General features: G+C 61.7%; 12 protein-coding genes and 1 tRNA gene. 1 reads left to right on the top strand and 12 read right to left on the bottom strand.

The window, feature by feature from the left end:
* Window positions 1-44 precede the first annotated feature (44 nt).
* Window positions 45-776 (top strand): pseudouridine synthase, encoded by a 732-nt coding sequence (locus FGKAn22_RS10175; protein WP_212785532.1) that lies wholly within the window; start codon window positions 45-47, stop codon window positions 774-776.
* Between the two features lie 75 nt (window positions 777-851).
* Here FGKAn22_RS10175 and FGKAn22_RS10180 read toward each other — a convergent pair whose 3' ends face one another.
* The 12 genes from FGKAn22_RS10180 to hrpA form a co-directional block, all read right to left on the bottom strand.
* Window positions 852-1,691 carry a CorC family transporter gene (locus FGKAn22_RS10180; protein WP_212785533.1) on the bottom strand — a complete coding sequence of 280 codons (840 nt, stop codon included), beginning with the start codon at window positions 1,689-1,691 and terminating at the stop codon, window positions 852-854.
* A gap of 8 nt (window positions 1,692-1,699) precedes the next feature.
* Window positions 1,700-2,149 (bottom strand): rRNA maturation RNase YbeY, encoded by a 450-nt coding sequence (gene ybeY / locus FGKAn22_RS10185; RefSeq protein WP_212785534.1) that lies wholly within the window; start codon window positions 2,147-2,149, stop codon window positions 1,700-1,702.
* Entirely contained in the window at window positions 2,142-3,107 is a 966-nt protein-coding gene (locus tag FGKAn22_RS10190; RefSeq protein WP_212785535.1) for a PhoH family protein, read from the bottom strand. Before FGKAn22_RS10190 ends, ybeY begins: the two co-directional genes overlap by 8 nt.
* On the bottom strand, window positions 3,107-4,462 hold the full coding sequence (gene miaB / locus FGKAn22_RS10195) for a tRNA (N6-isopentenyl adenosine(37)-C2)-methylthiotransferase MiaB (protein WP_212785536.1): 1,356 nt from the start codon (window positions 4,460-4,462) through the stop codon (window positions 3,107-3,109). The genes FGKAn22_RS10190 and miaB overlap by 1 nt, the downstream gene beginning before the upstream one ends.
* Window positions 4,463-5,103: 641 nt before the next feature.
* Window positions 5,104-5,180: transfer RNA gene (locus tag FGKAn22_RS10200), tRNA-Met, on the bottom strand.
* Between the two features lie 31 nt (window positions 5,181-5,211).
* Window positions 5,212-5,943 carry an SPOR domain-containing protein gene (locus FGKAn22_RS10205; protein ID WP_212785537.1) on the bottom strand — a complete coding sequence of 244 codons (732 nt, stop codon included), beginning with the start codon at window positions 5,941-5,943 and terminating at the stop codon, window positions 5,212-5,214.
* Window positions 5,943-6,665 carry a type III pantothenate kinase gene (locus tag FGKAn22_RS10210; protein ID WP_212785538.1) on the bottom strand — a complete coding sequence of 241 codons (723 nt, stop codon included), beginning with the start codon at window positions 6,663-6,665 and terminating at the stop codon, window positions 5,943-5,945. Before FGKAn22_RS10210 ends, FGKAn22_RS10205 begins: the two co-directional genes overlap by 1 nt.
* Window positions 6,662-7,648, bottom strand: a complete 987-nt coding sequence (locus FGKAn22_RS10215; RefSeq protein ID WP_212785539.1) for a biotin--[acetyl-CoA-carboxylase] ligase — start codon at window positions 7,646-7,648, stop codon at window positions 6,662-6,664. Before FGKAn22_RS10215 ends, FGKAn22_RS10210 begins: the two co-directional genes overlap by 4 nt.
* Window positions 7,645-8,811, bottom strand: a complete 1,167-nt coding sequence (locus FGKAn22_RS10220; RefSeq protein ID WP_212785540.1) for a patatin-like phospholipase family protein — start codon at window positions 8,809-8,811, stop codon at window positions 7,645-7,647. Before FGKAn22_RS10220 ends, FGKAn22_RS10215 begins: the two co-directional genes overlap by 4 nt.
* 7 nt (window positions 8,812-8,818) lie before the next feature.
* Window positions 8,819-9,052: a hypothetical protein gene (locus FGKAn22_RS10225; protein ID WP_212785541.1), complete on the bottom strand. Its 234-nt coding sequence runs from the start codon at window positions 9,050-9,052 to the stop codon at window positions 8,819-8,821.
* Between the two features lie 9 nt (window positions 9,053-9,061).
* Window positions 9,062-11,248 carry an NADP-dependent malic enzyme gene (locus tag FGKAn22_RS10230; RefSeq protein ID WP_212785542.1) on the bottom strand — a complete coding sequence of 729 codons (2,187 nt, stop codon included), beginning with the start codon at window positions 11,246-11,248 and terminating at the stop codon, window positions 9,062-9,064.
* Window positions 11,249-11,293: 45 nt separating this feature from the next.
* Window positions 11,294-15,067, bottom strand: a complete 3,774-nt coding sequence (gene hrpA / locus FGKAn22_RS10235) for an ATP-dependent RNA helicase HrpA (RefSeq protein ID WP_212785543.1) — start codon at window positions 15,065-15,067, stop codon at window positions 11,294-11,296.
* Between the last annotated feature and the right edge of the window lie 47 nt (window positions 15,068-15,114).

Below are 15,114 nucleotides of genomic sequence, written 5' to 3' on the forward strand. Positions count from 1 at the left end.
TTTGTGATTAAATCGCCCCCCAATCACTCAGAACACCTCACCCCATGGAAAAAGTCCGCCTCTCCAAACGCATGTCCGAACTCGGTCTGTGCTCGCGCCGCGAAGCCGACAGTTACATCGAAAAGGGCTGGGTGCAGGTGGACGGCGAAACGGTCAGTGAACTAGGCAGCAAGGTCTATCCGCACCAGCAGATAACCCTTCGCAACGCGGCACAAGCGTCGCAGCAGCAGCGCGTGACCATCCTGCTCAACAAGCCCATCGGCTATGTCTCCGGACAGGCCGAGCACAACTACAAACCGGCAAGCACCCTGCTGGATGCCTCGACGCGCTGGGCCGAAGACACTTCGCCGCTGCGCTTCCATCGCAGCCAGCTGGTGGGGCTCGCCCCTGCAGGCCGCCTCGACATCGACTCGACCGGCCTGCTGGTGCTCACGCAGGACGGTCGCATCGCCAAGCAGCTGATCGGCGAAGATTCCAAAGTGGACAAGGAATACCTGGTGCGCGTACAGGGCAAGCTGGAGGGCGGCGGGCTGGCGCTGCTCAACCACGGCCTCAAACTGGACGGCGAATATCTCAAACCCGCGAAGGTGACCTGGCAGAACGAGGACCAGCTGCGCTTCGTGCTGCGCGAAGGCAAGAAACGCCAGATCCGCCGCATGTGCGAACTGGTCGGATTGAAGGTGACCGGCCTGAAACGCATCCGCATCGGCAAGGTAAAGCTGGGAAATCTGCCGCTGGGGCAGTGGCGCTACCTGGGCGAGAACGAGCAGTTCTGACGTAGGGGCGGGTTTCAAACCCGCCCTTTTGTTCGGCGCAATATCCGGAAATCCGGGCGGGTCTGAGACCCGCCCCTACAGGACCTCTTCGGTCTTCTTGCGCTCGACCAGCAGCGAATACAGCCTGCGGCTGTCGGCGCGCAGCACGGTGAAGGTCAGGTCGCCGAGATGGATGTGCGCACCGCGCTTGGGCAGCTGCCCGGCAGCCTTGAGCACCAGTCCTCCCACCGTGTCGCATTCCTCGTCGCTGAATTCGGTGCCGAGGACCTCGTTGAAGTCGGCGATCTTGGTGTCGGCCTTGACGCGCCAGTTACCTGCGCCATCAGGGATGATGTTGTCCTCATCCTCGTCGAAATCGTATTCGTCCTCGATGTCGCCGACGATCTGTTCCAGCACGTCCTCGATGGTCACCATCCCGGACACACCGCCGTATTCGTCCGCCACCAGTGCGATGTGGTTTCGGTTGCTGCGGAAGTCGCGCAGCAGCACGTTCAGGCGTTTGGACTCGGGCACGAACACAGCCGGGCGCAGCATGTCACGCACGTTGAACTCCTCGCCCGCGTAATAGCGCAGCAGGTCCTTCGCCAGCAGGATGCCGATGATGTTGTCCTTGTCGCCGTCGATGACGGGGAAACGCGAGTGTGCGGTCTCGATCACGAAGGGGATGAACTTCTCGGGCGACTCGCTGATGTCGATGACGTCCATCTGAGCGCGCGGGATCATGATCTCGCGCACCGGTCGCTCGGACACCTGCAGCACGCCTTCCATCATGGACAGCGCGTCGGCGTCGAGCAGATTGTGTTCGTAGGCGGAGTGCAGCAGTTTGACCAGTTGCTCGCGGTCTTCAGGTTCGCGCAGCAACAGTGCGGAAAGGCGTTCTAACAGGCTGGGTTTGTTACTCTCGGGTGAGTCCATTTAGTGCTTTAAGTTTCCTGATAAGGATCGGGGTGGCGCAATTTTAACATCAGCCGCGTTTCCAGCGCTTCCATCTCGGCGGCATCGGCATCGTTCTCATGGTCGTAGCCCTGCAGGTGCAGCAGCGCATGGATGGTCATGTGCGCATAGTGCGCCAGCAGATCCTTATGCTGCTCTCGCGCCTCGCGCTCCACCACGGGCGCGCAGACGATCACATCGCCGTACAGCAGCTCATCGTCATAAACGAACGTCAACACATTGGTCGGATAGTCCTTGCCGCGATACCCCTTGTTCAGTTCGCGCCCCTCGACCTCGTCGACAATACGCAGCGTCAGGCTCACGTCGCGCTGCAGCGCAGCCTTGACCCAGCGACGGAACTGCGGCCGAGTCGGCAGATGCGCCGATTCGCTGGCGTATTGCACGGCCAGGGAGAGTTTGGGTAGCGTAGTCTTATGCATTTCTTTTCTCTTCATAGCGCTCATAGGCCGTAACGATCTTCTGCACCAGAGGATGGCGCACCACATCCTCGGCGAGGAATTCGCTGAACGCGATGCCGCGCACATCCTCCAGCACGTGGCGCGCCTCGACCAGCCCGCTTTTCTGTCCGCGCGCCAGGTCGATCTGCGTGACGTCGCCGGTGATGACCGCCTTGCTGCCGAAACCGATGCGGGTCAGGAACATCTTCATCTGTTCCGGCGTGGTGTTCTGTGCCTCGTCGAGGATGATGAATGAGTGGTTCAGCGTGCGCCCGCGCATGTAGGCCAGCGGTGCGATCTCGATCACGCCGCGCTCGAAGGCGCGGCTGACCTTCTCCAACCCCATCAAGTCGTACAACGCGTCGTACAACGGACGCAGATAAGGATCGACTTTCTGCGTAAGGTCGCCGGGCAGGAAGCCGAGTTTCTCGCCGGCCTCGACCGCCGGCCGAACCAACACCAGACGGCGCACCGTCTCGCGCTGCAGCGCATCCACTGCACAGGCCACGGCGAGATAGGTCTTGCCGGTGCCGGCCGGACCGACGCCGAAGGTGATGTCATGTTCCTGTATCGCCTGCAGATAACTATTCTGGCGCGGCGTGCGCCCGCGAATCTCGGCCTTGCGCGTCATCAGCAACGGAATGAAGTCATTGGAAGGCTGGGGTTCGGTGCGCCACTTCATCGCCTCGATCAATCCGAGCTGCAGACGCTCCAGCGTGATGTCGTGCTTCGCCTCGCGGTAGAAATCCTGCAGCACCTCGCGTGCCAGTTCCGCCTGCGCGCCCTGCACGCTGAAGTGCTCGCCGCGCCGTGCGATGGTAACTTCCAGCGCCGTCTCGATTTGGCGCAGGTTTTCGTCCAGCGGGCCGCACAGGTGCGCCAGCCGCTGGTTGTCCAGCGGCTCGAGTGCGAATTGCAACGTATGGATCTCTGTATTCATCAAGATGCGCTCAATACTAACTCACCACGCAATGTGTGTCTCACCACCTCGGTGATCTTCACCTCGACGAAGCGGCCGATCATGGCCTGCGATCTGGTTATATCGGGCGAGCCGCGAAAATTCACCACGCGGTTGTTGTCGGTGCGCCCCGCCAGCTCCTGTGCATCTTTCTTCGATGTGCCCTCGACCAGCACGCGCTGTACTGTGCCCAACATCGCTTGCGCGACTTCATTTTCCAGTTCCGTGATGCGATCCTGCAAGCGCTTCAGGCGCGCAGCCTTCACCTCATGCGGGGTATCATCGTGCAGCTCGGCAGCAGGCGTTCCTGGACGCGGGCTATACAGGTAACTGAAACTGACGTCGAAGCCAACCTCCTCGATCAGCTTCATCGTTGCCTCGAAATCCTGCTCGGTCTCGCCTGGAAATCCGACGATAAAATCCGAAGTGATGCTGATGTCGGGACGCGCCGCACGCACCTGGCGAATAATGGATTTGTATTCCAGCACGGTGTGGCCGCGTTTCATCGCCGCCAGAACTCGATCCGAACCGGACTGCACCGGCAGGTGCAGATGACTGACCAGCTTGGGCGTGTTCGCGTAAACATCGATCAGTCGCCGCGTCATTTCCTTGGGATGCGAGGTGGTGTAGCGCAGACGCTCCACACCATCCAGCGCCGCGATGGCCTGCAACAGGAACGCGAAATCCACTATGTCGTCGCCGTCGTCGATCGCGCCGCGGTAGGCGTTCACATTCTGGCCCAGCAGGGTGATCTCCTTCACGCCCTGAGCGACCAACTCCTCCACGTCACGCATCACGTCGGCAAACGGGCGCGACACTTCCTCGCCACGCGTATAGGGCACCACACAGAATGTGCAATACTTGCTGCAGCCCTCCATGATGGCAACGAAAGCCGCGCCGGATGCCGTTTCTGCTGACGGCAGATGATCGAACTTCTCGATCTCGGGGAAGCTGATATCCACCTGCGGCAGCCCGGTTTCGCGCCGCGCCTGAAGGAGCTGCGGCAGTCGATGCAGCGTCTGCGGGCCGAACACCACGTCCACATAGGGCGCGCGCTTGACGATGGCCTCGCCCTCTTGGCTCGCCACGCAGCCGCCCACGCCGATCAGCAGGCCCGGTTTTGCCTGTTTCAGCGGACGCACGCGCCCCAGATCGGAAAACACCTTTTCCTCGGCCTTCTCGCGGATCGAGCAGGTATTGAACAGGATGACGTCGGCCTCTTCCGGCTTGTCGGTCTGCTCCATGCCCTCGCAGGCACGCAGGACATCCGCCATCTTGTCCGAGTCATACTCGTTCATCTGGCAACCGTAGGTCTTTATATAGAGTTTCGTTAACACGCTGTATCGATTCCTGAATTCCTGAAGATTTCCATCAAACCCGACCTGCTTAATCCACAATTAAATTGTGGGAATTGTCGACAAAAATGCTTGTATAATAAAAAAAGCTTTAGTCGGCTATTGTCTTTAATTTAGTCAACTATTGCCACCGCAAGTGTCATCAAAACTTAAACACTTTCAAGGGAGAGAAAACATGTCGATTATTGCAGACGTAGCATCTATTGGTACCGCATTGTTCTCAGTTGCATTTGCCGTGTGGATCACCATCCAGCTCTTCAAGAGCTAAGCAGAAACTTATAGCGGGGAGTTTTTAACAACTCCCCGCTTTCTCCTCTCCAGCCTCCCCCGTTGCCTATGGGTCTACCCATCGGGCTCGCCGTGCATTTACAAAATGCTTGCCATAAAAAATAACTGTGCTAGGATTCGAATACCCATTTCGTTGTTGTGTTTAACCTAGTTCTCTCGGGAGGAGAAAAATGTCGTACATCGCTGACTTGGTATCAATTGGCGCTAGCCTGTTTGTTGTAAGCTTTGCTCTGTGGATGGTGAAGCAGCTTTTCACAGACAACAAGTAAATCGAAGTTGCACAGCACCAAATAAAAAACTCCAGCCTAGGCTGGAGTTTTTTATTTCTGCTTGTTTGGTGGTGATAGGTGGATTTGAACCACCGACCCCAGCATTATGAGTGCTGTGCTCTAACCAACTGAGCTATATCACCGCGAAGAGCGCGGCATTCTCCAGATTTCCGCCTACCTTGTCAATGCACATGGCACTTTCTTTAGCTCGCTTCCGGAAAAATCCTTCTGCATCGCCGTCAATTTGGCTTCAGCTGTGCCATCCAGCCCATTCAGCACAAATACGGTCATCTTGAGTTTGCTGGCGCGCTCACCGATCTGGGCCGAGCGCACATCCTTGGCGCGCAGCCCTTCCAGGAAGCTCTGCGCCGCCTCCTGAGTCTTGAATACACCGAGCGAAATGGCATGCAACCAGGGTCCCGCATCCGGCACGACAAAATACTCCTCGATGCCGCGCGCCTTGAGCTGTGCGATCTTCTGCGCGACCGCAGCTTTGTCCTTGAGCGGGGGGATGTACACCCAATAGCCGATGCTTTGTTCGACCTGGCGCTGATTCAGCCGATCCCCAAGCCGCAAGGCCCCTAAGGCCGCCGTCGCCCGTTTCAAGTCCGCGCCTGAAAACTCCCCCCATTCCATGCAGGCCAGCATATCGAGCTTGGTCGATGCGCGAAGGGCCGGTGTCACTTCGACCGGCGCCGGGACTGCCACAGGCGCCGAGGCGGGAACAGAGGCCGGTAAGGCTGCGACTGGCGCGCTCTGCGGCATATCCGCCAGGCGGATCTTCTCAGCATTCAGCGGGGGTTGCGGCTGCGCCGCCTGTTCGTCGCCAGCCATCAGCCCGCCCCACTGCATCACCGCGAAGAAAATCACATTCCCCAGCAACAGAATCCAGAATAACGTCCTCATCACTCGCTCGCTTCCTGTGCGATTAACAAAATCCCTTGCAGGACCAGATTATCCACGACGAGCAGCGGAAGGTTAAGGTGCTCGCGCAGGATTTCCGCAGCCCCGCCGCCCAGCACCACGGGCGCGCCCGCATCGTCCAGCAGCGCATGCTGCCGCCCGATCGCGCCGCAACTGGCCTGGATCGCCCCGCTGAACAGCGCATCGGCAGTATTTTTCGGGAACGCAGCATAGCTACCCTGCGCAAGTCTGATCCGTGCGGTTGACGCCGACAGGCTGCGCTGCATCAGCACCATCCCCGGCAGTATCAGCCCACCAAGGAACTCGCCCGTCGCCGACAAGGCATCTACCGTGGTCGCCGTGCCGCTGTTCACCACCAGACACCCCCGGCCTGCCAGATGCCATGCCGCAATCAGGGCGGCCCAGCGGTCGCTGCCCAGTTGCGCTGGATCGTCATAGCCGTTGCGCACGCCGCATTGCATTGTGCGGGCGACGATGAAGTGTGGCTCACCATGCTGCCCCACACGAAGCTCGCGGATATGCCGCGCCACCGTTTCGCCGGCGACATTGCTCACCCAGATCTGACGCACCTCGCCGACATCGGCCAGCTGCTGCGACAATTCCTCCGCCCGCTCGGTCGGCGAATCGCCCCTGCGCAGCCATTCATCCCCGCTCACCAGGGCCCATTTGATGCGTGTGTTGCCTGCGTCGAGCAGCAGCCTCATCGCAGTCCTCCCACTTCACCTGAATTGAACTGGCGCAGCCCCTGCGCGGTTTCCACGCACAGCTCGCCGGAATCGCTCACACCGCATGCGATTCCGCTGACTATTTGGCCATCCGGCATGCGTAATTGAATCGTCTTCTGCTGGTGCACATGGTATCGCTCCCACTCGTCGCGCAATGCGGCGAACCCGTCCTGCGCGAACTGCTGCAGGACAGCCGCCAGTTCGCGCAGCAGAGCTGCCAGCAACTGGTTGCGCGATGGCATGTTACCGCACACTTCGTCCAAGGCGCTGGCGGGCTGATCGATCTGCCGCTCAAGCTGCACAGACAGAGTGCAGTTGAGGCCGATGCCGATCACCACCGCACTCGGGCCGAGCATGTCGCCCTGCGCCTCGATCAATACGCCCGCCAGCTTGCCCTGATCGGTCAGGACGTCGTTCGGCCATTTCAGCTTCACGCCTTGCGCCCCGAATTCATTCAACGCGCGCACGATCGCCACGCCCACCGCCAGGCTCAGCCCGGACAGCGCGTTCAGGCCGCACTCGAAGCGCCACAACAGCGAAAAGGTCAGCGCATTGCCCAGCCCGGAATGCCAGGCGCGCCCCAGTCGTCCGCGCCCCGCGGTCTGCAATTCCACCGCCAGCACGCTGCCGCTTGCAGCATTCGCCGCGGCGCGCTGCAGCAGCAAGGCATTGCTGGAAGTCGCCTGTGCCAGCACCTCGATGTCGAAGCGAGTCGCCTCCTTGCCCAGCAAGCGCAGGATCTCGTCGCGCTCCAGGCGTTGCCAGGGACGGGCCAGCCGGTAACCCCGCCCGCGGATGCGCTGCAGTTCTATGCCGTATTCCGCCACGCTTTCCAGCGCATTGAACACGCTGGCACGCGACAGGCCGAATTGCTGCGCCAGCGCTTCGCCGGAATGGAACTCCCCATCCGCCAGCAGCTCCAGCAGCCGCCAGGTACGCGCCTGGACCGAATCCGCATTCATTGCGGCATCCCCTCGTCCCGATGGGCACGCACTTCGAAAAAGCGCGCGATCTCGTCGCGGCGCTGCATCGCATCGCGGTAACCGAGATCGATCAGCGCGCTGCAATATTTTTTCTCGGACAACAGGAAGCTGACCAGCGTCGCATTGCCACTTTGCTTCCCTGCGCCGGCCAGACGCAGCAGCATGCGTATCGTCCAGGGCAGGTCGTGGGCATGGCTTGCGGCGATCTTGTCGATGGATTCGCTGGGCGAGATCACCAGCATCTCGACGTGCTTCAGGCCAGTGCGCTGACGCATATCCTCCGGCATCATCGAAACCAGGCGATTGACGGTCTGCACCCGCTCCAGGTCGACTTCCATGCTGTCGAGGAAAATGCTGTTCAACGCATGCCCGGCGATCTGCGCCAGCGAGGGATATTCGCTGCCATCCGGGTGCCGGCCTTGCTCGAGGCCGTCATTGGTGGAACCGACCACCAGGATGCGCGTCGCGCCCAGATGCAGCGCGGAACTGATCGGCGCGATCTGGCGCATCGACCCGTCGCCGAAGTATTCGCGGTTGATCAGGGTCGCGGGAAAGATGAACGGGATCGCAGAAGAGGCCAGCAAATGCCTGTTATCGATGCGCGTCGGCACGCCGATCCGCCGGGTTCGCCGCCATGGCGCGATCTCATCCACGCCCTGGTAGAACGTGACGGATTGCCCGGAACCGTAGCCGGATGCCGTGATGCTCAAAGCGCGCAACCGACCGGCATCGATGTGCGGTTGTATCTTGTCGCAGGGCAGGATCTCATCCAGCAACTCGGCCAAGGGCGAGTTGTCGAGCAAGGATATCTGCTTGAGTTTGTTGATCCCCAAGCCGCTCAGGATCATCCCTGCCAGCCACAACATGGTGTTGTTGAACACGCCGACCACATCGGTGCGGTAGATCTGGTTGGCGTGGAAATTCTTCCAGATGTTGTTGAGGTAGCCCACCCCCTTGCGGAAGTTCTGCGCGTTCACCGCGATGGTCGCGGCATTGAGTGCACCGGCCGAGGTGCCGCAGATCACCGGAAAGGGGTTATGCGCGCGGCGTGGCAGGAGTTCGGCGATCGCCTTGAGCACGCCGACCTGATAGGCGGCGCGCGCGCCGCCGCCGGTGAGTATCAGTCCGACGCGCTCTTCCATGTGCACGCTATTCGACTTCGGCCTTCACCGACTCCAGCGCGTCCTTCAGCGTCTCTTCTGGCAGCGCATTCAGCGCCTGGGACAGTACCTCCGCCGCATTTACCGCGCCATCCGGCAAACTCTTCTCATCGGTGTTCGCCACCAGCACTGCAGCCGCGCCGACCACCTTGAGCAGACGTGCGCGCTCGGCCATCAGCATCTCGATCTCATTGCTGAGCATTTCAACCTCTTGCTTGTTCATCGTGCTCTCCTAATGTGTTTTGACGCCGGCCACCGCCAGCGCGCTCATGTTGACGATGCGGCGCACGGTAGAGGTAGTGGTCAGGATATGCACCGATTTCGCCGCCCCCAGCAACACAGGCCCGATGGTGATCCCATCGCCCGCCAGTACCTTGAGCAGGTTGAAGGCGATGTTCGCCGCATCCAGACTGGGCATGACCAGGAGGTTGGCGTCGCCCTTCAGGCGCGAATCGGGGAACAACTGCGCGCGGATCGCGACGGAGACGGCGGCATCGCCGTGGATCTCGCCTTCCACTTCCAGTTCCGGCGCCCTCTGCTCCAGCAACTCGCGCGCGCGGCACATCTTGCGCGCCGAGGCATCGTCATGGCTGCCGAAGTTGGAATGAGACAGCAGCGCCACCCTCGGCGTGATGCCGAAGCGGCGAACTTCTTCCGCCGCCAGTAGCGTCATTTCGGCGATCTGCTCCTCAGTCGGATCGAGGTTCACATGCGTGTCGCAGATGAACAGCGTGTGCTCCCTCAACATCAGGATGTTCATCGCCGCGAACACCGATGCCCCTTGGCGCAAGCCGACCACGTCCTGCACGTGGCACAGATGTTCCTGCAGCTTCGCGGAGGTGCCGCACAGCATCGCATCGGCACGGCCTTCGCGCACCAGCGTCGCCGCGATCAGGGTCGGGTGGCGCGCATCGCTCGAACTATCCACCAGCTCGAAATCTTCGCCAACGCTGAGGCGCAGGCCAAGCTTCTCGATGCGCTGAGCGATGGCCGCGGCGTTGCCGACCAGGATGGGTTTCGCCAATCCTTCATCCACCACAACGCGCACCGCATGCAGCACACGCTCATCTTCGCCTTCGGCATACACCAGTCGTTGCGGGTGGCGCTTCGCCATCTCGAACACCGGCTTCATCAACAGGCCGGACTGGTACACGAAGTGAGATATCTGCTCGCGATACGCCCCCATGTCGGCGATGGGGCGCGTCGCCACGCCGCTGTCCATCGCGGCCTGCGCCACGGCGGGGGCGACGCGCTCGATCAGGCGCTGGTCGAACGGCTTGGGGATCAGGTAGTTCTCGCCGAAGCGCAATTCCTCGTCACCATACACTTCGGCCACCGCATGCGATTGCTCGGCGCAGGCAAGCTCTGCGATGGCACGCACCGCCGCGCGCTTCATCTCCTCGTTGATGGTGGTCGCCCCCACGTCGAGCGCGCCGCGGAACATATAGGGGAAGCACAGCGCGTTGTTCACCTGATTCGGATAATCCGACCGTCCGGTCGCGAGAATCGCATCGGGACGCACCGCCTTGGCGTGCTCCGGCAAAATTTCCGGATTGGGATTCGCCAGCGCGAAGATCAATGGCCGGTCGGCCATCAGTTTGACCATCTCCGGCTTTAGCACGCCGCCGGCGGAGAGGCCGAGGAACACGTCAGCACCCGCGATGACTTCACCCAGCGTGCGCGCGGAAGTTTCCACCGCATAGCGCGCCTTGTTGTCGTCCATCTCTTCGGGGCGGCCCTTGTAGACCACGCCCTTGATATCGGTGACGGTGATGTTTTCCATTCTCACGCCGAGACCGACCAGCATGTCCAGGCAAGCCAGCGCCGCCGCGCCAGCACCGCTCACCACAAGCTTGACCTTCGCGATGTCCTTGCCCACGACCTTGAGGCCGTTCAACATTGCCGCACCGACGATGATCGCCGTACCGTGCTGGTCGTCGTGGAACACCGGGATGCTCATGCGCTCACGCAGCTTGCGCTCGATGTAGAAACACTCCGGCGCCTTGATGTCTTCCAGATTGATGCCGCCGAAGGTCGGTTCCAGCGCCGCGACGATGTCCACAAGCTTGTCCGGGTCGTTCTCGGCTATCTCGATGTCGAACACGTCGATGCCCGCGAACTTCTTGAACAGCACGCCCTTGCCTTCCATCACCGGTTTGCCCGCCAGCGGGCCGATGTTGCCCAGGCCCAGCACCGCCGTGCCGTTGGAGATCACCGCCACCAGATTGCCGCGCGCGGTCAGGTTGCGCGCCTCGTTCGGGTCGCGCACGATCTCCTCGCACGCCGCCGCAACGCCGGGCGAGTACGCCAGCGCGAGGTCGCGCTGCGTCAGCATCGGCTTGCTCGGCTCCACAGTGATCTTGCCCGCCGGGGACTGGCGGTGGTATTGCAGCGCGGCTTCGCGCAATTTCTTGTCCATTTATTCCTCGAATATCGAACAGTTATCGGATTATAGCTTGTTGACTCAACGCATAGCCGCCAGCATCTTTTCCAGCCGCTTCACCGACACGATCACCGGGGTCTTCAGTTCCTGCGCGAACAACGACACGCGCAGCTCCTGCAGCAACCATGCGAACTCGTCCATGCGCGGGTCGGGCTTTCCCTGCTGCGCCTGGCGCTGTTTCTGCAACGCCTGCAACAGGGGCTGCATCTGGCTCATGCACTGCGCATCGCGCACCGGGTTGCTGCGCAGCTTCTCGATGCGCAGACTGATGGCTTTAAGGTAGCGCGGCACATGCTGCAGGCGCTCATAGGCCGTCGCAGCGACGAAGCGCTTGTGGCATAAGCCTTCCAGCTGCGCGCGCACGTCCTGTGCAGCCTGGGCATGTGCCTTGATCTGCGGCAGGCTCTTCTGCACCGCCTGGTATTCGTTGAGGATGTTGCCGACCAGCCGCGCGATCTCCTGCGCGATCAGCAGCAGGCGGTTCTTCGCCTCCTTGCCGCGCGCGGTGAACTCCGCCTCGTTCGACGGCAAGGGATCGTTCAGGCAGCAGCGATCGAATGTGAGCGCGAGTATCTGCTGCTGCAACTCCTGCTGGGTGCCGAACGGCATGAACAGCATGAACAGTTTCTGCGCATCCGGCAGGTTCTTCTCCAGATATTTCACCTGCTCTTTCAACAGCAGCATGAACAGGCGGCGCAGCCCGCCGCGATGCGCCACCTGCGCCGCCTCGCGCGTATCGAAGGCGCGCAGCACCACCGCGTCCCCATCGTCCACCAGCGCGTTAAACAGTGTGACGTTCTGGCCGGCGCGCCTCACTTCGCGCGTCTCGGCGAATGCACCGAAACTCCACGATGTGTATCGTTGCTCCGCGGCGGCATCACCCTCGCCCTTCTCTTCCGCCGCTGCCGCGACTGCGACAGGGGCGACGCGCGAAGCCAGCTCGCCGTGCAGTTGCGCGAAATTGCGCGACATGCCGAGCTGACGGCCGTGCTCGTCGATCACGCGGAAGTTCATCAACAGGTGCGGCGGCAGTTGCTCGAGGCGGAACGCGTCCAGCGGAACGTCGACCTGTTTCTGCTCGCGGATGTAGCGCGCCAGAGCGGACAACAGCGCAGTGTTGGACGGCTGCACCTCGCGACAGAAGGCCGCTGCAAATTCGGGCACAGGCACCATATGCCGGCGCAGCCGCTGTGGCAGCGTCTTGATCAGCTGCTGTACTTTCTCCGCCAGCAGGCCGGGCACCAGCCACTCGCAGCGCGTAGCGCTCACCTGGTTGATGAGTGCGAGCGGCACGCTGAATGTGATGCCGTCGTCGCTCTTGCCAGGCGAGAAGTTGTAGCCCAGTGCGAAACTGACGTTGTCTATCTTCAGTTGCGGCGGGAACTGGTCGGTCGTGATACCTGCCGCCTCATGGCGCATCAGGTCGTCCTTCTTCAGGTACAACAGCTTCGCGTTGTCGCGCTCCGCCTCTTTGCGCCAATGCTCAAACGTCGCACCCTTATGGATGTCCGCAGGGAGGCGGCTGTCGTAAAAGGCAAAGATCAGCTCGTCGTCCACCAGCACGTCGGGGCGGCGCGCCTTGTGTTCCAGCGCCTCGATGTCCGCGATCAGCTTCTGGTTGTGGGCGAAGAATGGCGCGCGCGTGTCGAACTCGCCCTCCACCAGCGCCTGGCGGATGAACACCTCGCGCGACTCGGCGGGATTCATCGGCCCGTAATGCACGCGCTTCTTCGGATTCAGCAACAGGCCATGCAAGGTGCTGCGCTCATAGGCGACCACCTGTCCGGCCTTCTTCTCCCAGTGCGGGTCGTAGTAGTGCCGCTTGATCAGGTGCGCCCCGACCTCTTCCAGCCACTCCGGTTCGATACGCGCGAGGCAACGCCCATACAGACGATGCGTCTCGGTCAGCTCCGCCGCCATCACCCACTTCGCGCCCTTCTTCGCCAGCACCGAATTCGGCGCGATGACGAACTTGATGCCGCGCGCGCCGAGGTACTCGTTACCTTCCACGCCCTTCATGCCGATGTTGCCGAGCAGACCGCAGAGCAGCGCCTTGTGTATCTCCTCGTAGCGCGCGGACTGTTCGTTCGGGTACCCGGGCATAAGTTTTTCGCCTTCCTTCATCCCCATCTCGGCGACCTGCGCGTGCAGCTGCTGGTGCAGCTCGTGCCATTCGCGCAGGCGCAACGGGGACAGGAAATTCTTGCGGCACTCTTCCGCCAGCAGGCGGTTGGATTTCTTGTGCGCTACCGCCTCCTGGAACCACGCCCACACTTTCAGGTAGGCGAGAAAATCGGAGCGTTCGTCGGCAAAACGTTTGTGCGCGGCATCCGCCGCCTCCTGCCGGTCCAGCGGGCGTTCGCGCGGGTCCTGCACCGACAGCGCGCTGGCGATGACAAGGATCTCGTCGAGGCAATGGTATTGCCGTCCCGCCAGCAGCAGGCGAGCGACCTTAGGGTCGAGCGGCAGCTTGGCCAGCTCGTGGCCGATCCGGGTCAACTCCCGGGACTCGTCGATTGCGCCCAATTCGGCGAGCAACTGGTAGCCGTCCGCGATCATGCGCGGGCTGGGCGGTTCGATGAAGGGGAACTCGGCGATGTCGCCCAGGTTGAGCGCGCTCATGCGCAGGATCACGGTGGCCAGCGAGACCCGGAATATCTCCGGGTCGGTGAACTCGCTACGCTGCAGGAAGTCCGCCTCGTCGTACAGGCGGATGCACACGCCGCTCATCACCCGTCCGCAGCGTCCCGCGCGCTGGTTCGCTGCTGCGCGCGAGACCTTCTCGATGTGCAGCTGCTCGACCTTCTGGCGAATGCTGTAGCGGTTCACGCGCGCGAGTCCGCTGTCGATCACGTAGCCAATGTTGGGCACGGTCAACGAAGTCTCCGCGACGTTGGTAGCCAGCACCACGCGGCGCATGCCGGAAGTGGGCTTGAACACCTTGTCCTGTTCCGCCGCCGACAGGCGTGCGAACAGCGGCAGCACCTCGATGCCTTTCGGATGATGCTTGCGCAGCGTTTCCGCCGTGTCGCGTATCTCTCGCTCGCCCGGCAGGAACACCAGTACGTCGCCGCGCAGCCCGCCCGCGGCCAGCTCATCCAGCGCGGAACTCACCGCCTGCGGCACATCCTGAGCCTCTCCTTCATCGCTGAGCTGCAACGGCCGGTAGCGGGTCTCGACCGGGTAGCTGCGCCCCGACACCTCGATCACCTGCGCACCGAAATGCTTCGCGAAGCGATCAGCATCCAGCGTCGCCGAGGTGATGATGAGCTTGAGGTCGGGACGCCGCGGCAGTAGCCGCTTGAGGTAACCCAGCAGGAAATCGATATTGAGCGAACGCTCGTGTGCCTCGTCCACGATGATGGTGTCGTAGCCGCGCAGCAGCGGGTCGCTATGGATCTCCGCCAGCAGGATACCGTCGGTCATTAGCTTGACGCTGGTGTCCGCGGAAACCTTGTCGTTGAAGCGCACCTTGTAGCCAACCGCACCGCCGAGCTCGGTCTTGAGTTCGTGCGCGATGCGCGACGCCACCGAACGTGCCGCCACACGGCGCGGCTGGGTATGGCCGATGCAGCCAAGCACGCCGCGCCCCAGGGTCAGGCATATCTTGGGTAATTGGGTAGTCTTGCCCGACCCGGTCTCGCCGCACACGATGACCACCTGATTGTCGCGGATCGCGCGCGCCAGATCCTCGCGCTTGCCCACCACCGGCAGGTCGGCGGGAAACTCGATAGCGGCGAGGGATTCGAGACGCGCCTTGCGGCGCTGCGCACTTGCGGGCAACACGGTATTCACGGCGAAAACAACCCCATAAAAGAAAAAGGGATCAGCACCTGGCTAAT

It is taken from the genome of Ferrigenium kumadai, from assembly GCF_018324385.1.
GTDB classification, from domain to species: Bacteria; Pseudomonadota; Gammaproteobacteria; order Burkholderiales; family Gallionellaceae; genus Gallionella; species Gallionella kumadai.

Excerpts from the sequence above, each read along its gene's own strand:
- FGKAn22_RS10205 (WP_212785537.1), bottom strand. The coding sequence starts at position 5,943 with ATGAGGACGTTATTCTGGATTCTGTTGCTGGGGAATGTGATTTTCTTC.
- FGKAn22_RS10225 (WP_212785541.1), bottom strand. The coding sequence starts at position 9,052 with ATGAACAAGCAAGAGGTTGAAATGCTCAGCAATGAGATCGAGATGCTG.
- FGKAn22_RS10230 (WP_212785542.1), bottom strand. The coding sequence starts at position 11,248 with ATGGACAAGAAATTGCGCGAAGCCGCGCTGCAATACCACCGCCAGTCC.
- FGKAn22_RS10220 (WP_212785540.1), bottom strand. The coding sequence starts at position 8,811 with ATGGAAGAGCGCGTCGGACTGATACTCACCGGCGGCGGCGCGCGCGCC.
- FGKAn22_RS10175 (WP_212785532.1), top strand. The coding sequence starts at position 45 with ATGGAAAAAGTCCGCCTCTCCAAACGCATGTCCGAACTCGGTCTGTGC.
- FGKAn22_RS10180 (WP_212785533.1), bottom strand. The coding sequence starts at position 1,691 with ATGGACTCACCCGAGAGTAACAAACCCAGCCTGTTAGAACGCCTTTCC.
- FGKAn22_RS10190 (WP_212785535.1), bottom strand. The coding sequence starts at position 3,107 with ATGAATACAGAGATCCATACGTTGCAATTCGCACTCGAGCCGCTGGAC.
- FGKAn22_RS10210 (WP_212785538.1), bottom strand. The coding sequence starts at position 6,665 with ATGAGGCTGCTGCTCGACGCAGGCAACACACGCATCAAATGGGCCCTG.
- FGKAn22_RS10215 (WP_212785539.1), bottom strand. The coding sequence starts at position 7,648 with ATGAATGCGGATTCGGTCCAGGCGCGTACCTGGCGGCTGCTGGAGCTG.
- ybeY (WP_212785534.1), bottom strand. The coding sequence starts at position 2,149 with ATGCATAAGACTACGCTACCCAAACTCTCCCTGGCCGTGCAATACGCC.